Source organism: Priestia sp. YIM B13552 (assembly GCF_042787775.1).
GTDB lineage: Bacteria > Bacillota > Bacilli > Bacillales > Bacillaceae_H > Priestia > Priestia megaterium_E.
In genome coordinates this window covers 479,171-499,474 of sequence record NZ_JBHZOU010000001.1, presented here as the reverse complement: position 1 = coordinate 499,474, position 20,304 = coordinate 479,171, and the positions used below count along the sequence as shown (strand labels likewise).

The following is a 20,304-nucleotide window of genomic DNA, read 5'->3' as shown; positions in this document are numbered from 1 at the left end:
AATACCTCATGAAAAAAGAAATTTCATTTATACAATCAATAGCGGTGGTTTTGGTGCTATTAGCTATTATTTTTGTTTCATTATTTACGTTAAAGCTGCCGCCTCATATTCCGCTGATATTTGGTGTAGCATTTATTAGTGTGATTGGCTTTTTGTTGAAATATAAGTGGACAGAAATGGAGAAAGGGATTTTAGATGGTGTTAGACTGGGCATTAAGCCTATCCTTATTTTAATGCTGATCGGGATGCTTATTGCGATTTGGATGGTAGGAGGAACGATACCGACGATTTTATCCTACGGTTTCCACTGGATTTCACCGCAGTACTTTTTAATTAGTGCTTTGGTTATTACCGTATTAGTTTCAACATTCACGGGAAGTTCATTAACAACCGTCAGTACGGTAGGGGTCGCTTTATTTGGCGTAGGAACTGCTATTGGTGTACATCCAGGGCTAGCAGCGGGGATGATTGTTTCAGGAGCTGTGTTTGGAGATAAGATGTCTCCCTTGTCTGATACAACAAATTTTGCTTCTGGTATCGTTGAAGTCCCGCTTCCTAAACATATTCAGCACATTACGTGGACGACGGTTCCAAGTATTGTTATTACAGCAATCATTGCACTGGTAATCGGAATCAACGGAAATCAGGAAAGCGTCAATTACGGGGAAATTCAAGGAATTCAAGACGCATTAAAACATACGTTTAATTTACACGTGTTAACGTTGCTTTCTCCACTTTTAGTTCTTATTTTTTCGATGAGAAGAGTCGATGTACTGCCAACGTTAGTTTTAGGTATTGTAACGGCCATCATTACAGGAATGATTACACAGCATGAATTTACGCTGAGTCAATTGCTAGGCGTTCTTCAAAGCGGGCCGGCAGTAGAGTCAGGAAATAAAGTAGTGGATGCGATTGTGAATAAAGGGGGACTGCAGTCCATGATGTTTTCTATTTCCCTTATCATGATTGCCTTGTCGCTAGGTGGCTTGATGAGAGCCGTTGGAATTATTGATGCTTTGTTAGAAGGATTAGCAAAACAAATTCGCCGCAGCGGAGACGTTATTTTTGCTACGCTTCTATCTTCAATTGGAGTGAACGTTATTACAGGCGAACAGTATTTATCGATTCTCTTGCCTGGACAGACGTTTAAGCCGCTGTATGAAAAATGGAATTTAGATCCAAAAAACTTATCACGAACGCTTGAAGACGGCGGAACGGTTATTAATGCTATTATTCCGTGGGGTGTCAGCGGTGCTTTTATTTCAACTGCATTAAATATTCCCGCAGCTGACTATATTCCATTTACATTCTTTAGCATTCTCTGTCCGATCTTTTCAGTTATTTTAGCATATACAGGCATTGGCATTGCCAAGAAAAAAGCTCAGTCTTAACTGGGCTTTTTTTTTTGGAAAAAGGACAGGTAAAAAACGACAAAAAAAGTATCATTCCACTTTTCAAATCTATAATTTAATAATACAATTTACTATACGTCTTTCTTGTTAATGTATTTGTATGAATTCTTATTTCTTTACAGATGAAGAAATTTGAGTTTTGCGGTATGATAAATAAGCTGTATTGGCGATGGGATGAATGCCCTTTTTAGCAAACATTTAAGAAGGGTAAAGCCAAATGAAAACACTCATTATAAAAGAGAAAAGATATTTATTGAGGAGAGGGTTTCTGTTGAAAAAATGGGGCATCATTGCATTAATCACTGTAGCTGTGCTCGGTGTGACAGCGGTTTTCAACCGAGCTGAAAGTGATGATGTAAATAAAGAAAAATTGAATTTATTATCGCCTTATTCAAATAAAGTAGATGTATATAGCATTACGTATCCTAGTGATAATTTAAAGATAAAAGGGTTTTTAGTACAGCCTAAAGACATTGCAGACAAACATTATCCGCTTTTAGTATATAATCGCGGAGGAAATCGCGAACATGGCATGATTCGCGCAAAAACACTGCAGTACTTATCATATTGGGCAAGTAAAGGCTACGTCGTGGTTGCGACTCAATACAGGGGAAATGGCGGAAGTGAAGGTACAGAGACGTACGGCGGTAAAGATATTGACGACGTGTTAAATCTTATTAAGTGGGGAGAACAGCTTCCTTATGTAAATCACCAGCAAAAGGTAGCGCTAGGATATTCACGCGGCGGCATGATGACGTATTTAACGATGAAAAACGGCGTTAAATTTGATGCAGTTGTCGTACAATCAGGTATTACAGACATGTTTCAATTCTATGATCAAAGAGGGCCTGAAATGAAACAAGTGCTGCGGACGATTGTAGGAGATCCGGCGCAGTATCCGGAGAGGTATAAAAGTCGTTCTGTTGTTTATTGGAGCGATAAAGTAAATTCACCTCTTTTGATTTTACAGGGTGATCATGATCGTAAAGTTCACCACACGCAGGCTGAAAAGCTTGTGAAACAACTAGATGAGCAGGGAAAAGAATACAAATATGTACTGTACAAAAACGGAGACCATCCGCTAACTGCATATTATGATCGATATAACGCGGAAATTGATAAATGGTTTAAAATACATTTAGCTAAGCAGTAAAGAAATTGGAAACAGTTTTGATGAATGGAAAAGAGCAGCTTGTTTGATCCTACTACATGTAAGCATATAAAAAGGGGATGAAGCAAAATGACTCAGTCTAAAAGTCAAAAAGAGCGTCAGTGGAATGTGCGAAAACAATCACAAAACCCATCGCATGGAAAAGTGAAATCTTTTGAAGAACTATCAGAAGAAATCACGCCTAAACGTAAATAAGGTAACCACCATATAAAGGAAGATACAAAAAAGGAGAGCTGAAGCTCTCCTTTTTCTATGTTTGTTTATGGATTTGTGGACCACATGCCCGCAGATTTGATAAAAATACGAGGATGCAATTTTAATTGTGCGACCATAATTTCTGCTAAGTCTTCAGGCTGCATCACTTTATCAGGATTGCCATCCGTTAAGTTTTCTTTATACGCTAATTCCGTTGCTACTGTACTTGGTGTTAGAGCTGTTACACGAATATTGTGTTTGCGCACTTCTAACGCTAGAGATTCAGTTAAGCCGAGCACGCCAAATTTTGAAGCGCTGTAAGCACTTGTAACGGGAGCGCCTTTTTGACCAGCAGTGGATGAAATATTGATAATGTCTCCACCATTTTTTTCGATTAATTGAGGTAGAACGGCGCGCGTTACGTAGTAAACGCCCATTAAATTCACATCAATGATTTGTTTCCACTCAGCTGGGTCTAGCTCTAAAAAGCTTCCGAATTTACCGATTCCTGCATTGTTGATTAAGATATCCGTTGCCCCTAATTTTGTATGTAGATGCTCAACTGCTGCGTTTACTTCTTCTATAGAAGAAACATCTGCTGTTGCATAAGCAACTTGTACATCAAATGCTTCTAGTTCAGAAGCAACAGCCTTTAAATCTGCCTCTGTACGAGCAATTAAACCGATATTTACGCCTTCTTTTGCTAATTCAATCGCAGTTGAACGACCGATGCCTTTTCCTGCTCCTGTAATAAGAGCTACTTTGCCTTTAAGTGATTGTGCCATGTATAGACTCCTTTCAATGTTCCGCATAAACATTCTTCATAATAACAAAGAATTATCCATTACTATCCTATAGAAATGCACAAATGATGTCAAAAATAAAGATTATTAAAATGGCTTCAAGTATAAATTTCCTTTTCATACAAAAACTATAGAGACTAAAAAGAAGAAATTCCGTTTCTTTTCGTTCAATGTAGTGGAGGATGAACAATGCGTATAAAAAAACTATCTGAGTTAACGAATAAATCCAAACAGCGGAAAGAAAAAGCTGACGAATCGAAGGACTCTAAGGACACTAAGGATACTAGTGCTTCTTCTACACAGGAAGAGCAGAAATTATCTGAGAGGGCGGGAGATAATTTATCCCGCATGAAAAAAGCATTGGGACAGAGCACGGATTTAGTTGTGCGAGAGTTTCGAATTTCGATTGAAGAAAAATTTACTTTAGGTGTTGCTTACATCGACGGATTGGTAAATAAAGATGAAGTTGAACACTATGCGCTGGACTCCATTATGCACTATCACGATGAACATTTAACACATGATGATGGCATTGTTAATATGTACGAATTGATTAAAAGCTATAGTTTGGCAGCGGGTGAAATCATGGAAGCAAAGACATTGGATGATGCTCTTCTTCATGTGTTATCAGGAGATACCGTACTGTTTTTAGAAGGATATCAAACGTGTATTGTGGCAAGTACAAGAGGGTGGAGAGACAGGGCTGTTTCTGAACCACAGTCTCAAACCGTTGTAAGAGGGCCTCGAGACAGTTTTACAGAAACACTGCGAACCAATACCGCATTGATTCGGCGCCGAATAAAATCTCCAAAACTTTGGATTGAATCACAGCAAATAGGAGAGTTTACAAAAACGGATATTGCGCTCGTTTATATAGACGGCATTGCGGATGAACAGGTCATTCAAGAGGTAAAGGAGCGTCTTTCTAAAATTGATATAGACGGTATTTTGGAGAGCGGATATATCGAAGAGTTGATTCAAGATGAAGATTATACACCTTTTCCTACTATGCATAACACGGAGCGTCCAGACTCCGTGGCAGCAGGTCTTTTAGAGGGGCGAATAGCCATTTTAGTAGACGGTACACCTTTTGTATTAATGGTTCCTGCCTTATTTATTCAATTTTTTCAAGCGGCCGAAGATTATTACCAGCGCGCAGATATTAGTACATTGATTCGCTTAATGCGCTACATGGCATTTTTCTTAGCTCTTTTAACACCTTCTGCTTACATTGCTTTAACTACTTTTCATCAAGAGATGCTTCCTTTTGCTTTGTTAATTAGTATTGCAGCTCAAAGGGAAGGTGTGCCTTTTCCAGCTATTATTGAAGCGTTTATTATGGAAATCACGTTTGAAATTTTGCGAGAAGCGGGAGTCCGATTGCCTCGAGCAGTAGGTTCAGCTATTTCGATTGTGGGAGCACTCGTTTTAGGAGAAGCCGCCGTACAAGCGGGATTAGTTTCACCTGCAATGGTTATCGTTGTATCCATCACCGCTATTAGTAACTTTGTGTCACCCGTGTATGATATGGCTATTGCAGTAAGGATGCTGCGCTTTATCTTAATGGTTTTAGCAGCTACTTTTGGCTTGTTCGGTATTATCCTGGGGCTAATTTTAATGATTTTACATTTATGCAGCTTAAGGTCATTTGGAGTCCCTTATATGACACCTATGGCTCCATTTGTGAAGCGTGATCAAAAGGATGTTCTGATTAGACGTTCGATTAAAAAAATGAAAACAAGGCCAAAGCTTATTAACGAGAAGAATATTTCACGTCAAAAGACGCAAAAAAACTAAACTGTGTAAAGGTGGCCGTTTACTATGAAAGCATTTCTAATGTTATGTATCTGTTCATTGCTATTAAGCGGCTGCTGGAGCAGTCGAGAGTTGAATGAGCTAGCCATTACGGTTGCCGTCGGAATTGATAAAGCAGAAGATGGCATCATTGTAACAGTTCAGCTGATTAACCCTGGTGATATTCAGGCCAAAACCCCTACAAACGGGCCTTCTGTTACCACATTTTCTATTAAGGCTTCGTCTGTAATGGAGGGGTTAAGAAAAATAACGACAAAATCTCCGCGGAAAATTTATCTTTCTCATTTACGAATGCTAGTGCTTAGCGAAAGCATGGCGGAAGACGGTATTGCTGAAGTGCTTGATTTCTTTGCTCGGGATCATGAAGTGCGTACCGATTATTTTGTTGTTGTGGCTAAAAACACGAAAGCATCGAGCGTTTTGAACGTATTAACAACAATCGAAAAAATACCAGCTAACCATATGTTTGCTTCATTAGACGTGTCACAGCGTATTTGGGCACCTACTAGAGGAGTAAAGTTAAATGAACTGATCAGTAACTTAACCAGCGAGGGAAAGCAGGCGGTGTTATCGGGAGTATTGGTCAAAGGCGACGTGAAAAAGGCAGGAGATATGTCGAGCATTTCCCGGACTAATCTGTCCACCCTGCTCAATTTTAAAGGATTAGGTGTCTTTCAAAATGATAAGCTGATCGGCTGGTTCAATGAAGACGAAAGTAAAGGATATAACTATATTACAGGAAATGTAAAAAGTACGTTAATTGTTATTCCATGCGAAGGAAAAGAAAAACAGCACGATATCATCGGAGTAGAAATGCTTCGAACGAACGTGAAGGTAACGGCTTCTATGAAAAACCATAAGCCTCATATTCACGTGGATTTAAAAGGTGAAGCAAACGTGGCAGATGTAGAGTGTCAAGTAAACTTACAGGACCCAGCTGTAATCAATATGCTCGAACGAAAAACAGCAGCGGACGTAAAAGAAAAAATGAATGACGCAGTGGAAAAAGCTCAAAAAGATTATAAAAGTGATATCTTCGGTTTTGGAGAAACGTTTTACAGACAAGATGTAAAGAGATGGTACAAAATGAAAAGAGACTGGAACAGAATTTACGCAGAGGATTTAACCGTCGATTTAGATGCAAAAGTTCAAATCCGTCGCTTAGGCACGTTAAATAACTCATATATGAAGCAAATGAAGCATTAAGGAGAAAGAAAATGGAGGGATTTATCGCCTTACTTGTACTGCTTGCTTATTTGACTAAAAAAATAATGATCAACTTCCGAAAGGAAAAGTATTATCGTGAGATAGTCGTCTACCTTTGTCTTATAGGTTTGGGTCTATTCTTTTGGGGAGCGATTACACTCCGTAAAGAAGTTCCTACGCCTCTGTACTTTTTAGAGGCACTAATTAAGCCTCTTACTAGAACCGTTCATCATTTGTTATTCACGTGAGCAAGCATGTAGGAGAGAAGGTGTGTATGATGCAAATAAAAGAATTTATTAGTCCGAAACAATTTCTTTTTCTCATTTATGTTTTTTGTATCGGAAGCGCCATCTTGGCAGTTCCCGCTACATTATTAGAGACGAATAGACAAAATGCGTGGTTTTGCGGTGTGCTTGCTATTGGCTTTGCACTTTTAATCGTTGCGGTGCTTTTATGGCTGATTCAGCGTTACCCTCAGCAAACATTCATTCAAATAGCTAAAAAGGCGCTAGGTCCTTATGCAGGAACGTGTATTTCTCTTATTTACATTTTCTTTATGTTCATTCAGTCTACGTTTTCGCTTCGAGATATCAGTACATTCATGACGACTCAAATTGTCCCTGAAACTCTGCCTACGTGGATTCATGCTCTTGTTCTTTTAGCTGTTATATACGGAGGGTATCTAGGTATTGAAGTGGTAGCAAGAACCGCGGAAATCTTTTTGCCTTGGATTGTGGTCCCCTTTTTATTGTTAATTGTTTTAAATATTCCTCAGATGAAAATTGATCGTCTTTATCCTTTTTTTGAATTTAGCATGGATGATTTAGTATTAGGGAGCACTTATTTTTTAGGAAACCCGTTTATGGAATTGGTTTTTATTCTAATGATTACGCCTCATATAAAAGATGGAAAAAAGGTAAAAAGAATGTTTGTTATCGGCACTGTCGCATCGGGCTTGACGATTACGATTGCAGTTGCGGCTTGTATATTAGCTCTTGGCGCGAATATTGCATCGATGCACAGCTACCCAGTTTATTTATTAGGAAAAATGATTTCGTTAGGTGCAACGATTCAGCATGTTGAAGTATTAGTAGCTATTATTTGGATGTTATCTATCTTTTTTAAAGTTGTTATTGTGTTCTATGCTATTCAGTTAAGTATCGTCCAATTGTGTAATTTACGGGTGCGCAATTTTTTAAGCTTTCCTTTAGGTCTAATTATTACAGGCGTGGCGTATTACATTATTCCTAATACAGCTTACTTCAATTATTTTGAAAAATATTACTGGCCGTTTTATTTATTTGTACTAAGCGTCTGTTTTCCGGTGTTATTTATTGCGCTTTCTTATATAAAGAAACATAAGGCAGCTAAAGGCGATAGAAGCCAACAAACATAGCATTATTCATACGCATGTGGTATAATACGATGACAATTCAAGAAGAAACGCCGTACACGTTTGTATATGTACGGGAGAGGTTCGAAAACTCCCTCTATAAAAAACTAAGATCATCGTTGATGACAAAAGACACGGTTTTAGTGTGTCTTCTTTCACGTGCTTTTCTATCAACGCGTCTTTTTGACGTGTATGCTGGCGAGGACGTGTATCTTAGTTGCTTTTTAGGGAGATTGCTGGAAAAGAGCAGTCTCTTTTTTGTGTTATAAAATTAGTCACAAAGGGAACGAACGGTTCAATAAAGTTTCTTCTTCTTTTGATTTCAATCAAAAAGGAGACGAACAATAATGATGAAAAATGAAAAAGCTATTGTTGTATTTAGCGGAGGTCAAGATAGTACAACATGTCTATTTTGGGCTTTGAAAAACTTTAAAGAAGTAGAAACGGTTACTTTTCAATACGGTCAGCGTCATAGTCAAGAGATAGAGGTAGCAAAAGCTATCGCAGCTGATTTAGGTGTGAAGCATACCGTACTAGATATGTCACTTTTAAATCAATTAGCACCAAATGCCTTAACGCGAGATGACATTGAGATCGAGCAAAAAGAAGGAGAGTTGCCTACAACGTTTGTGGACGGCCGCAATCTGTTATTTTTATCATTTGCAGCCGTACTGGCTAAAAACAGCGGAGGCCGTCATATCGTAACAGGCGTTTGCGAAACTGATTTTTCAGGATATCCAGACTGTCGAGACGTATTTGTGAAATCGTTAAACGTCACGCTTAATTTATCAATGGACTTTGAATTTGTGATTCATACGCCGCTTATGTGGATTGATAAAGCAGAAACGTGGGCGTTAGCCGATGAGCTAGGGGCGCTTGAGTATGTGCGTGAAAAAACATTAACGTGCTACAACGGTATTGTTGCTGACGGGTGCGGCGAATGTCCCGCATGTCAATTGCGAAAACGCGGGTTAGATCAATACCTGCAAACAAAAGAAGGAGGAGAGAAATAATGCTGCAACAAATGTATCCTCAAGTATTTCATGACTATGAATATGAACTGAACAAAGATATGCAGTTTGCTGCGGCACATTTTGTTCCTCACACAGAAGCAGGTAAATGCCGTCAAGTCCATGGACATACGTATTTTGTAAATCTAACTGTTGCCGGAGATACATTAGACGAAGCGGGCTTTTTAGTAAACTTTGCGCTATTGAAAAAAATTGTTTCTGGTCAATTTGATCATACATTATTGAACGATCATTCTATCTTTAACGAAGAAAATCCAAATGATTTTCCTACAACTGAAGTTGTTGCCCGTAAAATTTATGAGTTGGTTCAAGAATATCTAGACACACTACCAAATAAGCCTTCTTGCGTACAAGTATTCGTGCGGGAAACGCCGACAAGTTACGTAGTTTACCGCCCAAAGAAGGTGAAAAAACGTGGCTAATACAATTCCAGTACTTGAAATATTCGGACCAACGATTCAAGGGGAAGGAATGGTTGTAGGACGTAAGACGATGTTTGTTCGTACCGCAGGCTGTGATTATTCCTGCAGCTGGTGTGATTCAGCTTTTACGTGGGATGGATCAGCTAAAAACGATATTCGTCAGCTAACAGCAGAACAAATTTGGACGGAGCTAAAAGAAATTGGAGGAGATTGCTTTGATCACGTCACCATTTCTGGAGGAAACCCTGCGCTTATCAAGGCGATTGGTTCACTTGTAGAGCTTTTGCACAGTCAAGGGGTAAAAGCAGCTCTTGAAACACAGGGAAGCCGTTATCAGGATTGGTTCCTAAAGATCGATGATTTAACGATTTCTCCTAAGCCTCCAAGTTCATTAATGAAAACAAATTTCTCCGTATTAGACGATATTATAGAGACATTACTAAAGGAAAAACGCATGGCGCATATAAGCATAAAAGTCGTTGTATTTAATGATGAGGACTTTGAGTATGCAGCGTCTGTTCATGAACGTTATCCTGAGGTTCCATTTTTTGTTCAAGTAGGCAACGAGGACTTAACGACAATCGATAATGCGTCGTTAACACAAGAATTGCTTAAAAAGTATGAGTGGTTAATCGATAAGGCAGTGGCAGCTAAAAACATGAACGATGTAAGAGTTCTGCCGCAGGTTCACGCCCTTGTGTGGGGAAATAAACGAGGCGTGTAAGCGCATAGCAAAAAATTTACAAAGAAAAATAAAAACAGATATATACAAAATAAAAAAACGCTGTTAGAATGACAATCGTAGAAAGAGAGGAAATGCAAATGAGCGGTCGAAAAGATGAAGAATTAGAAGGTGTATCACTCCTTGGAAATCAAGGAACAAACTATTTGTTTGAATATGCACCAGAGATTCTAGAAGCATTTGATAACAAACATCCAAATCGTGATTATTTTGTGAAATTCAACTGTCCGGAATTTACGAGCTTATGTCCAAAAACAGGTCAGCCGGATTTCGCAACCATTTATATTAGTTACATTCCAGATGAAAAAATGGTAGAAAGCAAGTCGTTAAAGCTTTATTTGTTCAGCTTCCGTAACCATGGAGATTTCCATGAAGACTGTATGAACATTATTATGAATGACTTAATTAAACTGATGAATCCAAGATATATTGAAGTATGGGGAAAATTCACACCACGCGGCGGGATTTCAATTGATCCATATACAAACTATGGCCGTCCCGGTACGAAATATGAAGAAATGGCTAATTATCGCCTGATGAATCATGATTTATACCCAGAAACAATTGATAATCGTTAATTCGAACAAACAGGTTGTGTATGCAACCTGTTTTCCATTGCAAAAACAACAGGTGAGAAGGTGAAAGAATGTCACAGAGATCAGCATTAGTATTAGGTGCAAGCGGACTTGTTGGTCAAGAACTTTTAAAAATGTTATTAAGCAACAGCTTATATAACCATGTGACAGTGTTTGTTCGAAAAAAGCTACCAATCGAACACACAAAGCTACGTCAGCTTGAAATTGATTTTTCAGAGCTTGATAAGCACGAAGAATGCTTTGCAGTTGATGATGTATATTGCTGTTTAGGCACGACAATGAAAAAAGCAAAAACAAAAGCGAAATTCATTAAAGTGGACTACGAATTTCCTTTAAAAGCGGCTAAATGTGCAGAAAAATATCGCTGCAAAAACTTTTTAACGATCACAGCAATTGGTGCTGATCTTCGTTCGCCATTCTTTTACAGTAAAGTAAAGGGGCAAGTAGAAGAAGATATCGCAAGCTTGTATATCCGTTCTACTCACTTTTTCCGCCCATCGTTATTATTAGGGAAGCGTCAAGAGTTTCGCCTATTTGAAAAGATTGGGGGATACACGTTAAAGTCGTGTTCATTTTGCCTTGTAGGAAAGTGGAGAAAGTATCGTCCAATTAAAGCGTATAACGTAGCCAAATCGATGATGAAAGCTGCTCTTGAAGATAAATGTGGCGTTCATGTACATGAAAGCCAAGACATTTATACAGGTGAATGCTATTATTCGTTTACCAACGGCAAGCGAGTATTATCAAAATAAAGAAAAGCCTCTTCATAAGAAGGGGCTTTTTTTCTATCTTCCGTCACCATCCGCATCTCCATCTCCACCGCTATCTCCATCTCCATCACCATCATGATCGTGGTTAGAAGCAGATTCACTCCAGCTTGTGTAGGAGTTAGAATCTTCTTCGGCATAATTCATGGGTTCAACGGATGTTTTTTTATTTGAAGTTTGTTTGCGTTTAAAAACGAACTGCACGATGAAAAAAAGAATGACAATAAGAGCAACGATAAACAATACAGTATCAAACATGCTAGTAATTCCTTTCAGTAAGAAGATAGTAGTAGCTTGTTCTTATTGTCACACGAAAATAAGCCCCTTTCAAGAAAAAATGGGGCCTGTTTTTGTTTCTTTAAGGAAACTTTTTTTATCTCAGCCATATATTATTGTATAAAGAAACATTTTAGAAAAGAGGGAGTACAGTGAAAAAAAGTTCGAAGGATGTTAAGGTGCAACAGTATATTTACCTCATGTATAAGCTGGGGATTATTACAGAAGAACAAAAGAATCAATTCTTTCAAAACCAATAAAAAAGCAACCGCTTTTGCTTTCCGGCTGCTTTTTTCCTTTACATAGCTGGATTAATGATGATGTAGTTTTTGTGGTTGACAACAGTTCGCTGTTCTAAGTCTAAATCGCGGTAGTTTGTCATGTAAGTCAAATCTACAATCACGGAGTTTTCATTTACTTTTTCAACAATGCCCTGTAAGCCATTTTTAAATTCTATCAAGTTTCCTACCTCTGCTATTTTCATGATTTATCGCTCCTTTGTTTTAAATTAGTTCATTATAAATTTTTTAAATAATTTTAATTTTAAAAATAGTAAAACTAGTTAGCGTTTTCTTTTTTACAATTTTGCCTTAAAACTGGGAATTAGTAAAGAGTTTTTTGAAAAAATATAAAATAAAATTGAAAAAATAAGTAAAATGTGCTGAGAAATAAAAGGAATTGGTAGCTTTAATGAAAGAGAGAAGCAGGACAGTTCCATCTTTGTGCATCTTTCGTTATAATAAACGAGGTATAATCTTGTCATAAATTATAAGAATTAGAAGGTGTAGAAATTGAAAGATACTGGACTCGTGCTCGAAGGAGGCGGTATGAGAGGCCTTTATACAACTGGAGTTTTAGATTACTTTATGGAAAGAAATCTGTACCTTCCGTATGTAATTGGCGTTTCAGCCGGCGCTTGTCATGCCACTTCTTATTTATCTAGACAAATAGGAAGAAGTCGCAAAGCTAATTTAGATTTTTTAGAAGATCCTCGCTACTTGTCGTGGAAAAATTATTTTAAAACAAAAGAGATATTTGGAATGGATTTCGTTTTTGATGAAATTCCTAATCAGCTTCTTCCATTTGACTTTGAGGCATTTGCTGAGCGTACAGAGAAGCTTGTAGTAGGAGCAACGGACTGTGTGACTGGAGAACCCGTTTATTTTGATGAGTATGACCGGGACATTTTGACAGCGGTTCGCGCTTCTAGTTCCCTTCCATTTTTAGCACCTGTCGTTACATATAAAGGAAAAGAGCTGTTAGACGGAGGAATCAGTGATCCGATTCCAATCAAAAAAGCAGTGCAGGATGGATATAGAAAAAATATTGTTGTGCTAACGCGAAACGAAGGATATCGAAAAAAGAAATCAAATATGCTTTGGTTATTGAAGCGCAAATATCGTCATTATGATGGGCTGACTCGTGCGCTTGAGAACCGCTATAAATTGTATAATGAAACATTGTCATATATTGAAGAACAGGAAAGACAGGGGAATATCTTTGTGATTCGTCCGCAAACCCCTCTTGTAGTAGGGCGAATTGAGAAGAATCGTGAGCGTCTCGACGCTCTTTACAACCAAGGATATAAAGAAGCTGAAGCTCAATTTGCATCTCTGCAAAATTGGCTGAACAGTTAAAAGCGAGGTGAAACTGAATGGATGAACAAACAGCCATAAACATGTTGAATGAGTTAAGTGAAGGAAAAGTAACCGAAATTAAAGTTAAAAAAGAAGACTTTCTTGCTTTTCGTCCTTTTTTAGTAAATCGCCCTGATTTCAAACATTTTCGTGGAATAGCTGGACGCGGTGGGGATTTTACCTATACGTATCTAGAAATTCCTAGGAGCTAAACGAAATGATGGCATTATTTGATTATGCCTTATATAATGGATGTATGAGCCTGTACAGTAGAGAATATACTGTTACAAGTGCTTGTGCGTTTATTTAGTAACGTACGGTAAGAGCGAATAAACGTGTTTAGTTATAGGAGGGATATTATGGATGAGTTTCGAAAAAGTACAGCACCTTTTTATTTTGCAGATCATATATGGAAAGATAAAAATGGAATGACGACTTATGGGATGCTGTTAACGAACCGGCCCGAAGATGACGGGGACTATGACCTCCATTCGTTATTAGAAGAAGCATATGTAGATCATAAAAAAATTCTAATTACTACTGTTTACGACAACAGTGAACAGCAGTTGACCGGATACGTGATACATTTATCAGATGATCAAGACGTCTTTACGTTTATGGATGATACGGGTGCTAAGCTAGTGATTGATTTCTATGATGTTGTAGAAATTGAGATCGAAGATTAAAAAGAGCTGAATGTTGATTACAACATTCAGCTCTTTTGTGTAAAAGTAGATGAATTTAAATGTTTATCATAAGAATTATAAGGGAAAAACAAATGAAGAAATTTCTGATTAAACTGAAATAAACCGGGAAAATATACCTGTATTTCAGAAAAATTACCGTGATTATGACAAAAAACAAGGTACAATGTCATAATTGTGTTCCGAACGTAATTTTGTTCATCAAACTTAAAGAAATGTAATTAAATCGTTCGGTGAAACCCCTATATAGCTATGATAGAGTAATACCATACGAAATTTCAGGAGGTATTACCTATGAAACATAGTTATATGAAATCAATGGTAGTAGCTTGTTTAGCTACTCTTTCATTTATAGGTTTTAATGCAACAGCTACGGCTGCAACTAATTATAAAGTAGTCAAAGGCGATAGTCTTTGGAAGTTAGGTAAAAGATATAGTGTAACAATTGACGATATTAAAAAATTAAACAATCGTCAAGGAGATATGATTTATATTGGTGAAACATTAGCGATTCCGAGTAAGACAAAAGTGCTGGCTGCTGAAACAACGGAACCTTCAACGGCAGCACCGGCTAATACAGCCAAGTCAGAACCAAAACCGGAACCGAAACCAGAAGCGAAACCGACGGAACAGCAAACACCTGCAGTTTCGATTTCAGCAAGTGAAAAAGATTTATTAGCGCGCTTAGTAGAAGCTGAAGCAAAAGGCGAATCATATGAAGGAAAAGTAGGGGTAGCAACAGTGGTGTTAAACCGTGTAGATTCTCCGAAGTTTCCAGATACGGTAACAGGAGTTATTAAACAAGTTGTCGGAAAAGCATACGCTTTTTCACCGGTCCAAAACGGATCAATTAACAAACCTGCTTCAGAAGATTCGAAAAAAGCAGTAGAGCAAGCATTGACTAGAAAAGATCGTTTAGACGATTCCATTTACTTTTATAATCCAAAAACAGCTACCGATAACTGGATTCGTTCACGTGCTGTAATTAAAACAATTGATCATCATGTATTTGCTAAATAAAAAAGAGCCGTTATGGCTCTTTTTTTAGTCTAAAAAAATATCTCGTTCCAAACTGCCTTCAGAACCTGTTAAAACCAGACCAATATCGGTATCAGCTTCTAAGTTCTGAACGATAGTAAAAGGCACTTTATGTTCGTTAGCCGCTTGAATATAGGGGGAGAGGTATGAGTAAGACAAGGAGCCATTTAAAAACAAATGACCGTCTTTCACTTTTTTTAAAAGAGGCTTTATTTTTACTGCATCTTTTTTCATGACTTGCCCTTTTTTTAGCGCAAGTTCAATATTCTCACGTAGAGCAGTTAAGAAATATCTTCTTTCGTCTCTTTTTGTTTCCTTTGCTCCGTACATTCCTCGTTCTAAGTATTCTTCTAGTTGATCAGACATTGCGTCACTTCCTTTCGTTATAAACTATAAACGATTATGGCTATAAGTAAAAGGGAGAGGAAAAAAGGAAAATCACTGTGCTATATCACCTGTTTTTTTGCTGAGTACAAAGAAAAACAAAAAATGTGTTGAAATTTAGCCTAAAATATTGTTTAATGTAAATAGATAGAAAATCCTATCGGTTTTTTATTAAAGGTTTGTAAGCGATTACAGATATACATACATAGCAGCGTTTGGGGAGACGCTCCTATGATTTTATGTTCAAAGCGCATTGTATAAAAAGGGGATTATATAGCTTTAGGGCATATACGGTCAAGCAAAGGGTCAGATAAATTAATAAAAAATCGCTATGTATTTTCGTAAGAAGAACGGTCAACATTTTTGTTGAGCGTTCTTTTTATGCGTTCATATTATGTTTATTCCTTATTGCAGCAGGTGCTGGAAATTACAAAGGTCCATTCCTCGTTTCATCTCTCTTATTTTACATAAGTTACATGTAGTATGTTTCAAAGCCTTAAAAAATATATGTCTCTACGCTTGTTTAATCCTAACGAGGTGGTAGAAAAGGAATATTTTTTAAGAAATCACAAAAAAAGAGGCGATCGCCTATGCAAGAGGTAGGTGAATAACATATGTAATAAAGAGAATGAAATATAATTTGAGGAGGCATGTATCATGCAAGAATTTGATATTAATGACATAAGAAGACCATTCGGTGGTTTTGGAGGCTTTGGTCGTCCAGGATTCGGTTTCGGTCGCCCGGGTTTTGGTTTCGGTCGTCCTGGTTTTGGCTTCGGCCGTCCGGGGTTCGGCTTTGGCTTTGGTCGCCCGTGGGGTTGGGGCTTTGGAGCTCCATTTCTTGGAGGATTAGTTCTTGGAAGTGCATTAGGAGGTCCAGGTTATTACGGTTATCCAGCACCATATTATCCGCCGTACCCACCATATTATCCTTATTATTATTAAAACAATGAGCGCTGATAAAGCGCTCTTTTATTATGTCCAGTCCAAGGTGTATATAGAATGAATGCAAGACGTTACGTTTAGAAAATGATAACAGTTTTAAATAAGGAATGAACGCTTAAGCTAAAGGAGACAAGTTTTCCTTGCAACAATTGTTGATTTTGCTATAATAACTTCGGTGGCATTTTTGGCCACTGGGTGGGCGAGGGATAGATGAAAAGAAGGAAATTAGATTGAACGCATTATTTGAAAAGTTGTTTCGTTTAAACGACCACCAAACAACTGTTGGAAAAGAAAGTTTAGCTGGGGTCATTTCATTTCTTTCCATCGTGTATATTATTGCTGTTAATTCAACCATTTTGTCTGATGCCGGTATTCCGCTGGAAGCAGGAATATTCGCAACAGTAGCTTCGGCTTTTGTAGGCTGTGTTATTATGGCTTTTTGGGCAAATGCGCCTCTTATTCTGGTGCCAGGTATGGGGATTAATGCATTGTTTACGTATACGATGGTTCAATCAATGGGGTTATCTTGGCAAGAAGGGTTATTAGCAGTAGTGATATCAGGCTTTCTTTTTATAGCATTAGCTTTTTCACGACTGTCTGCCAAAATTGTCTCTTCGATTCCGCATTCGCTAAAAGAAGCGATAACAGTCGGTGTTGGCTTATTTTTAACATTTATCGGTTTGCAAAAAGGGAAGCTTGTAGTTCCAAGCGAAAACACTTTTGTAGCACTTGGAGACTTGTCAGATCCGTTTGTGATCAGTACGCTATTGACGTTAATTATCACAATCGTACTGTTTATCCGAAATGTGAAAGGTAACTTTTTGTTAAGCATGATTGCCGGATCAGTCCTTGCCTTCTTACTTGGTGTAAGAAGCGGTGCAGAAAAAGGACAGTCCGCTGGGAGCGTGAACGACTTCTTTAGCAGCTTTGGCACATTGTCTTTTGGAGCTATTGGAGACGTTGCGTTTTGGGCAGCTGTCTTTTCATTAACAATGGTATTGATTTTTGAAAATATCGGTTTGCTGCATGGTCAGCTAGGTATGATGAATCAAGATGGCAAATTTCCGCGGGCCTTTCAAGCAACAGCCGCCTCAGCTTTGCTAAGCGGCGTGTTTGGAACAAGTCCAACGGTGTCTTCTGTAGAAGGAGCATCTGGTATTGCAGCAGGAGGGCGAACGGGTTTAACATCGCTGATTACAGGAGTTTTATTTTTAAGTTCACTTCTGTTTATTCCATTTATCAAGCTGGTTCCAGATAGTGCTATTGCACCTATTCTCATTGTTATTGGAGCATTGATGATTCAAAATATCAAAAACATCAATTTACAGGACTTAACAGAAGGTTTCCCTGCATTTTTAATTATTGCGCTTATTCCTCTTACGTACAGCATTGCTGATGGAATTGCATTTGGGTTCATTGCGTATCCACTGCTTAAATTATTTCTTGGTAAAATGCGTGAAGTATCGATGTTTATGTATGTAAGCGCGCTGTTGTTTTTCTTGAATTTTGTGCTGCATTATATTGCTTAAAATAGACAGCTGAGTATTTTTGCTCAGCTGTTTTTTATGTTTGCGGTAAAGAATCCTCTTTTTAGATATCATACTCCGTATTTCGTGTCCTTTAGCTAATCTGCCGCTTCTAAAATGACGTTTCCTGCGTAAAGTAGTACAGAAGTCGGAGGGGAATATAAGGGGGGAGAAAATGATGGGAATTAAATTAATTAAAATATCAGCCGTTTATTTTGGAATTGGCATCATATTGGGGTATTATATGTCAATTGTTCACAGCTACGCTTTGACACCTGTTCACGTGCACATCAATTTATTAGGATGGACATCGCTTACGTTAGCGGGACTTATTTATTATTTATTTCCTGCGTTTAGCGAAAGTAAATTAGCCAAACTGCACGTATGGTTGCATAATATAGGATTACCGGTCATGATGATTGGTTTATTTTTCATGATCGTACTAGAAAACCAAGCTTTTACACCCGTAGTGGCAGCAGGAGCAACACTTACGGCTATTGGCGTTTTAATTTTCGTATATCACATCCTTAAAAATTTGAAATCTGAACAATAAACGAAGAAGGTCGGTGACGCTGGCTGCTAATTTCAAAAGGAAAAAGAACCAGCTATAGCGAATATACATGTAAACAAGGTGAAAGAGTGATTTACATAAAGGTGTGCTAGGCATCTTTATAAGGAGGGGTAAGCTGCAGGGATTTCTAGCTCTTATAAAAGCCAATAAAAGGGCTGATTATAAGTTTCTTGCGGCGGAGATACTATGGGAGAACATCAACAATTAGTGCGTGTTAGGGAGCTAGCAAATGAAATTATTCGACTTCGTCTTCAAGACCGTACGACTTATGACGAATTAGAGTTGCAAAATAATGTAGAGTTGTTGTCTCGTTCTGTGGTTGACTTAGTAAACATTATGTTAGCCGAAGATGTGGATTCGTCTACGTCTTTAAAAGCTACAGCTTCTAAAATGAAAATGGTGTATAATAACATGCATCAAGCTGAGAAAAAAGATTATTTGCATTTCTAATTGCTAGGCTCCTTTTCGCCACAAACGAAATGGAGGTGTACGAGGCAGATGCTATCGTCACTAACGACTTCTGAAGCTATTGTAGCATCCGTTCTTGCACTGGTTGTCATTGCCGTTTCCATTATCTTTTTTGCCACTCTTATTATGGTTGTTGTTCGACGAGAAAGAATCAGCAGCTTAGTTAATCACGGAGAGCATGCAGATGGAAAGCAAAAAAGCTTAGGTGAATTTTTTCGTTCTTTACGGAAAAAATAACTACCGTTTTCTTATTAAATAGATAAAAGCGGTCAATTTAAACGTTGACCGCTTTTTTTAGATGGTTTGCTTATTTTTTTCTAAAACAATACCCGCTGCTTCACTAACAGATGACACAACAGCAGAGGCATGACGCTGAACAGCTTCAGGAGCTGTAGCCATAGCGAAACTGTTGGGCGTTAATTGAAACATAGGAATATCATTAAATGAATCCCCCACACATGCAATTTCCTCTGGTTTTAGCTGAAGATGATTTAATAAAATTTCAATGGCATTTCCTTTGCTGATATGTTTAGGCATAATATCCAAACACTGCTTGGCAGAAATATATGTATCAATATAATCACCAAACTCTTCGTTCACTTCTTTTTGCAGAGCTACCATTTCATCATGATCTCCAAGAACCGTGATTTTAGATGGAGAAAGAGCGTGACCAAATGAATCCGTCATTTTAATTTGTTCTTCGATAGGGAAAAACATGTGAGTTTCAATCGCTTCAATAATTTCATTTCGCTGCTCTACATAATTCGTGTCGTTTGAACAGACAAGCGTAATACGGTTAGGATCTATCGTTTTTTTATAAAGTTGAGCCGCTAAATCATCTTCAAACACTTTTCCATGAAGTTCTTGATTTTCTTTAGTCCACACAAATCCTCCGTTTTGGCTTATGCGATGAAATGTATTATTAATATCAGTAGAAATCTTTAAAATTTCCGCATCCATTCGTCCCGAAGCAAGACAAACCTCTACTCCTTGGCGCTGAAGTTCACTAAGTGCGTCTGCATTATGCTGTTCTACGTATTTTTCTTCGTGTAAAAGAGTGCCATCTAAGTCGCTTACAAATAACTTAATCATTTCTTGAAAATTCCTTTCCCTAAAAAATTTGCTGTGATAAGAGCGTTACAAATTTATTACATTCCTTATTCTATCAGTGTTTCCCAAGAAACTCATAAAAAAAGCTCAAA

Annotated in this window: 26 protein-coding genes and 1 riboswitch; of the genes, 21 read left to right on the top strand and 5 right to left on the bottom strand. The window is 37.9% G+C overall.

Annotation, left to right across the window (positions count from 1 at the left end; translation table 11 throughout):
- The first annotated feature begins 8 nt into the window (after positions 1-8).
- The 3 genes from nhaC (at position 9) to ACFX40_RS02525 (ending at position 2,778) form a co-directional block, all read left to right on the top strand.
- On the top strand, positions 9-1,391 hold the full coding sequence (nhaC, locus tag ACFX40_RS02535; protein WP_028407901.1) for a Na+/H+ antiporter NhaC: 1,383 nt from the start codon (positions 9-11) through the stop codon (positions 1,389-1,391).
- A 292-nt stretch (positions 1,392-1,683) separates the two neighbouring features.
- A complete protein-coding gene (locus ACFX40_RS02530; protein WP_377253985.1) occupies positions 1,684-2,565 on the top strand; it encodes an alpha/beta hydrolase family protein in 882 nt (293 codons plus the stop codon).
- 87 nt (positions 2,566-2,652) lie between these two features.
- Positions 2,653-2,778, top strand: a complete 126-nt coding sequence (locus ACFX40_RS02525) for a DUF6254 family protein (protein WP_013082238.1) — start codon at positions 2,653-2,655, stop codon at positions 2,776-2,778.
- Between the two features lie 65 nt (positions 2,779-2,843).
- Here the strand turns inward: ACFX40_RS02525 and ACFX40_RS02520 are convergent, their stop codons facing one another.
- Positions 2,844-3,563 carry a 3-ketoacyl-ACP reductase gene (locus ACFX40_RS02520; RefSeq protein ID WP_098525326.1) on the bottom strand — a complete coding sequence of 240 codons (720 nt, stop codon included), beginning with the start codon at positions 3,561-3,563 and terminating at the stop codon, positions 2,844-2,846.
- Positions 3,564-3,770: 207 nt separating this feature from the next.
- On the opposite strand from ACFX40_RS02520, the gene ACFX40_RS02515 reads away from it, so the two are divergent.
- From ACFX40_RS02515 to ACFX40_RS02475, 9 genes are all read left to right on the top strand, one after another.
- Positions 3,771-5,378 (top strand): spore germination protein, encoded by a 1,608-nt coding sequence (locus ACFX40_RS02515; RefSeq protein WP_028407902.1) that lies wholly within the window; start codon positions 3,771-3,773, stop codon positions 5,376-5,378.
- Between the two features lie 24 nt (positions 5,379-5,402).
- Positions 5,403-6,602 (top strand): Ger(x)C family spore germination protein, encoded by a 1,200-nt coding sequence (locus ACFX40_RS02510; RefSeq protein WP_377253983.1) that lies wholly within the window; start codon positions 5,403-5,405, stop codon positions 6,600-6,602.
- A gap of 11 nt (positions 6,603-6,613) precedes the next feature.
- Positions 6,614-6,850, top strand: a complete 237-nt coding sequence (locus ACFX40_RS02505; RefSeq protein WP_013055980.1) for a hypothetical protein — start codon at positions 6,614-6,616, stop codon at positions 6,848-6,850.
- A 26-nt stretch (positions 6,851-6,876) separates the two neighbouring features.
- Positions 6,877-7,998: a GerAB/ArcD/ProY family transporter gene (locus ACFX40_RS02500; RefSeq protein WP_377253981.1), complete on the top strand. Its 1,122-nt coding sequence runs from the start codon at positions 6,877-6,879 to the stop codon at positions 7,996-7,998.
- Positions 7,999-8,068: 70 nt separating this feature from the next.
- Positions 8,069-8,112, top strand: a riboswitch (PreQ1 riboswitch).
- A gap of 230 nt (positions 8,113-8,342) precedes the next feature.
- Positions 8,343-9,008: a 7-cyano-7-deazaguanine synthase QueC gene (gene queC, locus ACFX40_RS02495; RefSeq protein WP_028414148.1), complete on the top strand. Its 666-nt coding sequence runs from the start codon at positions 8,343-8,345 to the stop codon at positions 9,006-9,008.
- Positions 9,008-9,448 carry a 6-carboxytetrahydropterin synthase QueD gene (gene queD, locus ACFX40_RS02490; RefSeq protein ID WP_013055983.1) on the top strand — a complete coding sequence of 147 codons (441 nt, stop codon included), beginning with the start codon at positions 9,008-9,010 and terminating at the stop codon, positions 9,446-9,448. Before queC ends, queD begins: the two co-directional genes overlap by 1 nt.
- Entirely contained in the window at positions 9,441-10,172 is a 732-nt protein-coding gene (gene queE / locus ACFX40_RS02485; RefSeq protein ID WP_081085294.1) for a 7-carboxy-7-deazaguanine synthase QueE, read from the top strand. The genes queD and queE overlap by 8 nt, the downstream gene beginning before the upstream one ends.
- Positions 10,173-10,270: 98 nt before the next feature.
- Positions 10,271-10,768 (top strand): preQ(1) synthase, encoded by a 498-nt coding sequence (queF, locus tag ACFX40_RS02480; protein ID WP_013082243.1) that lies wholly within the window; start codon positions 10,271-10,273, stop codon positions 10,766-10,768.
- A 68-nt stretch (positions 10,769-10,836) separates the two neighbouring features.
- Complete coding sequence (locus ACFX40_RS02475) at positions 10,837-11,538, top strand: NAD(P)H-binding protein (RefSeq protein ID WP_013055986.1); 702 nt, start codon at positions 10,837-10,839, stop codon at positions 11,536-11,538.
- A gap of 33 nt (positions 11,539-11,571) precedes the next feature.
- On the opposite strand, the gene ACFX40_RS02470 is transcribed toward ACFX40_RS02475, so the two are convergent.
- Positions 11,572-11,811, bottom strand: a complete 240-nt coding sequence (locus ACFX40_RS02470) for a hypothetical protein (RefSeq protein ID WP_098791188.1) — start codon at positions 11,809-11,811, stop codon at positions 11,572-11,574.
- Positions 11,812-12,127: 316 nt separating this feature from the next.
- Positions 12,128-12,313: a YkvS family protein gene (locus tag ACFX40_RS02465; protein ID WP_013082245.1), complete on the bottom strand. Its 186-nt coding sequence runs from the start codon at positions 12,311-12,313 to the stop codon at positions 12,128-12,130.
- Between the two features lie 307 nt (positions 12,314-12,620).
- On the opposite strand from ACFX40_RS02465, the gene ACFX40_RS02460 reads away from it, so the two are divergent.
- The 4 genes from ACFX40_RS02460 to ACFX40_RS02445 all read left to right on the top strand — a co-directional run bounded on the left by ACFX40_RS02460 (position 12,621) and on the right by ACFX40_RS02445 (position 15,190).
- Entirely contained in the window at positions 12,621-13,466 is an 846-nt protein-coding gene (locus tag ACFX40_RS02460; RefSeq protein ID WP_013055989.1) for a patatin-like phospholipase family protein, read from the top strand.
- A 17-nt stretch (positions 13,467-13,483) separates the two neighbouring features.
- Positions 13,484-13,678: a hypothetical protein gene (locus ACFX40_RS02455; protein WP_013055990.1), complete on the top strand. Its 195-nt coding sequence runs from the start codon at positions 13,484-13,486 to the stop codon at positions 13,676-13,678.
- A 147-nt stretch (positions 13,679-13,825) separates the two neighbouring features.
- Positions 13,826-14,152, top strand: a complete 327-nt coding sequence (locus tag ACFX40_RS02450; protein ID WP_013082248.1) for a hypothetical protein — start codon at positions 13,826-13,828, stop codon at positions 14,150-14,152.
- A gap of 312 nt (positions 14,153-14,464) precedes the next feature.
- Positions 14,465-15,190 carry a cell wall hydrolase gene (locus ACFX40_RS02445; RefSeq protein ID WP_050689417.1) on the top strand — a complete coding sequence of 242 codons (726 nt, stop codon included), beginning with the start codon at positions 14,465-14,467 and terminating at the stop codon, positions 15,188-15,190.
- Positions 15,191-15,214: 24 nt separating this feature from the next.
- Here ACFX40_RS02445 and ACFX40_RS02440 read toward each other — a convergent pair whose 3' ends face one another.
- Positions 15,215-15,574, bottom strand: coding sequence for a YueI family protein (locus tag ACFX40_RS02440; RefSeq protein WP_028407910.1), 360 nt, complete (start codon positions 15,572-15,574; stop codon positions 15,215-15,217).
- 675 nt (positions 15,575-16,249) lie between these two features.
- Between ACFX40_RS02440 and ACFX40_RS02435 the strand changes: the two genes are divergently transcribed.
- The 5 genes from ACFX40_RS02435 (at position 16,250) to ACFX40_RS02415 (ending at position 19,339) form a co-directional block, all read left to right on the top strand.
- Positions 16,250-16,537, top strand: a complete 288-nt coding sequence (locus ACFX40_RS02435) for a hypothetical protein (protein ID WP_013055995.1) — start codon at positions 16,250-16,252, stop codon at positions 16,535-16,537.
- A 230-nt stretch (positions 16,538-16,767) separates the two neighbouring features.
- A complete protein-coding gene (locus tag ACFX40_RS02430) occupies positions 16,768-18,066 on the top strand; it encodes an NCS2 family permease (protein ID WP_028407911.1) in 1,299 nt (432 codons plus the stop codon).
- A 175-nt stretch (positions 18,067-18,241) separates the two neighbouring features.
- The gene (locus tag ACFX40_RS02425; protein ID WP_377254446.1) at positions 18,242-18,616 is read left to right on the top strand and encodes a cytochrome-c oxidase; all 375 of its coding nucleotides are present in this window, start codon (positions 18,242-18,244) and stop codon (positions 18,614-18,616) included.
- Between the two features lie 204 nt (positions 18,617-18,820).
- A complete protein-coding gene (locus ACFX40_RS02420) occupies positions 18,821-19,084 on the top strand; it encodes a hypothetical protein (protein WP_013055998.1) in 264 nt (87 codons plus the stop codon).
- 48 nt (positions 19,085-19,132) lie between these two features.
- Positions 19,133-19,339: a hypothetical protein gene (locus tag ACFX40_RS02415; RefSeq protein WP_013055999.1), complete on the top strand. Its 207-nt coding sequence runs from the start codon at positions 19,133-19,135 to the stop codon at positions 19,337-19,339.
- A gap of 57 nt (positions 19,340-19,396) precedes the next feature.
- Here ACFX40_RS02415 and ACFX40_RS02410 read toward each other — a convergent pair whose 3' ends face one another.
- Positions 19,397-20,194, bottom strand: coding sequence for an HAD family hydrolase (locus ACFX40_RS02410; protein ID WP_028407913.1), 798 nt, complete (start codon positions 20,192-20,194; stop codon positions 19,397-19,399).
- Between the last annotated feature and the right edge of the window lie 110 nt (positions 20,195-20,304).